This window comes from Mesorhizobium sp. M7D.F.Ca.US.004.03.1.1, from assembly GCF_003998635.1.
Taxonomy (GTDB): Bacteria; Pseudomonadota; Alphaproteobacteria; order Rhizobiales; family Rhizobiaceae; genus Mesorhizobium; species Mesorhizobium loti.
This window is the reverse complement of record NZ_RZQG01001131.1, coordinates 1-1,696: the sequence shown is the minus strand read 5'-3', so window position 1 is coordinate 1,696 and position 1,696 is coordinate 1. Positions and strand designations below refer to the sequence as shown.

The 1,696-nt window shown below is 62.1% G+C and carries 2 protein-coding genes; both read left to right on the top strand.

Annotated elements, in window-relative coordinates; translation table 11 throughout:
- The first annotated feature begins 5 nt into the window (after window positions 1–5).
- Complete coding sequence (locus tag EN935_RS34715; RefSeq protein WP_127266130.1) at window positions 6–746, top strand: thioredoxin family protein; 741 nt, start codon at window positions 6–8, stop codon at window positions 744–746.
- A gap of 62 nt (window positions 747–808) precedes the next feature.
- Window positions 809–1,522: an SGNH/GDSL hydrolase family protein gene (locus EN935_RS34710; protein WP_109665028.1), complete on the top strand. Its 714-nt coding sequence runs from the start codon at window positions 809–811 to the stop codon at window positions 1,520–1,522.
- Window positions 1,523–1,696 lie beyond the last annotated feature (174 nt).

Genomic DNA, 1,696 nt, shown 5'->3' with positions numbered 1-1,696 from the left:
GGTTCATGCATCGCAACAAGATCGTTTCGCGCGAAGACTGGTTCCAGGCGCACAAGGCACACCTGGCCCGCGAGAAGGAACTGACACGGCTTCGCGAGCGGATAGCAGCTGAGCGGCGCGAACTGCCCTGGCTGAAGATCAGGAAGGACTATGTCTTCGAGACCGAGCAAGGGCCGAAAAAACTGACCGGCCTGTTTGCCGGCAACAGCCAGCTGATCGTCTATCACTTCATGTTCGGGCCGGGCTGCAGCCATCATTGCGAGGGGTGCTCGTTCCTTGCCGACCATATCGACGGCGCCAATCAGCACCTTAGACATCACGACGTGTCGCTGGTCGTGGTTTCGCGCGCGCCGCTGGCGGAACTTCTGCCCTACAAGCAGCGCATGGGCTGGAAGTTCGACTGGGTGTCGTCCTATGCCTCCGATTTCAACTTCGACATGCAGGTCTCCTTCACCGACAGGCAGATCGCCGCCGGCGACACCACTTACAATTTCGAGACCCGTCCCAGGACATCGAAGGAGCTTCCCGGCGGCAGTGTTTTCTACAGGGACGAGACCGGCGACCTCTTCCTCACCTTCATGTCGCGCGCCCGCGGCGGCGAGGCACTGATCGGCACGTATGACTATCTCGACATGACGCCGAAGGGCCGCAACGAAACCGGCCCCTATCACGGCCTGATGGATTGGGTGCGCCTGCATGATGAATATCAGGGCAAGCAAGCGGGGCAGGCGAATTGCTGCGATTGAAGATCGTTCACGTCAGCCCAAACATGCGCTAAGGCTGCGGCTGATCGTTTAACGGTATTACCATGCGCTTCCCGGCACTCCTCACCTGGCTCGCCTTCCCGGTCTATATCTGGCAAGGCCTCGGTGTGCGACGCCGCACGACGCGCATGCTGCCGGCGCAGGGGCCGGTCATGCACGAAATATCAGGCAAGGCGCCAGCGATCTCGCTTCTGGTGCTGGGCGATTCCTCCGCCGCTTCGGTCGGCATCGGCAATTCGGAAGATGGGCTTGCCGCGCAACTCGCCGTGCTGATTTCACAGAATACAGGCCGCGCCGTGCGCTGGCGTGCTGCCGGCTTCAATTCGGCGACGTCGGGCCAGATTCGCGACCACGTACTGCCCAATCTGTCGGCCGATCCATGGACGCATATCGTGCTGGCCATCGGCACCAACGACACCAAGAATTTTCACTCCGTGCCGCGCTTCAAGAAGGAGTTCGGCGGGCTGCTCTATGGCCTGCGCGCCAAATGGCCGGAAGCGCGTGTGGTGTGGTCGCCGGTGCTGGAGTTCACGCGGGCGCCGGCGATGCCGCCGCTGCTCGGCAAAATCCTCGAAATCCGCGCCACCGAAATGAACCGGATGGGTGAACGCCTTTGCCTGGAGCGCGGTGCGGTGTCGGCGCCGCGCCTGCCGATCACCAATCCCGAGGCCGGCTTTGCCTCCGACGGCTTTCACGCATCGGAAGCCGGTTACCGCGCCTGGGCAGAACATCTCGTCGACCTTGTGCTAGCCAATTAGAGGGCCGGCACGGCCCACCTTGCCGGGTGCTGGTCTATGTCCAATGCCCAAGCACGGCTGTTATCGAAATCGCCGCCATCGCCAGCAGCGCCAGCTTCCAGAAGTCGCTGCGCCGTTTCAGCCCCGGCCAGCCGAGCGGCTTGATCAACTGGATGACCATGATGCCAACAATGA

Coding starts and splice junctions, on each gene's coding strand:
- EN935_RS34715 (WP_127266130.1), top strand. CDS start 6: ATGCATCGCAACAAGATCGTTTCGCGCGAAGACTGGTTCCAGGCGCAC.
- EN935_RS34710 (WP_109665028.1), top strand. CDS start 809: ATGCGCTTCCCGGCACTCCTCACCTGGCTCGCCTTCCCGGTCTATATC.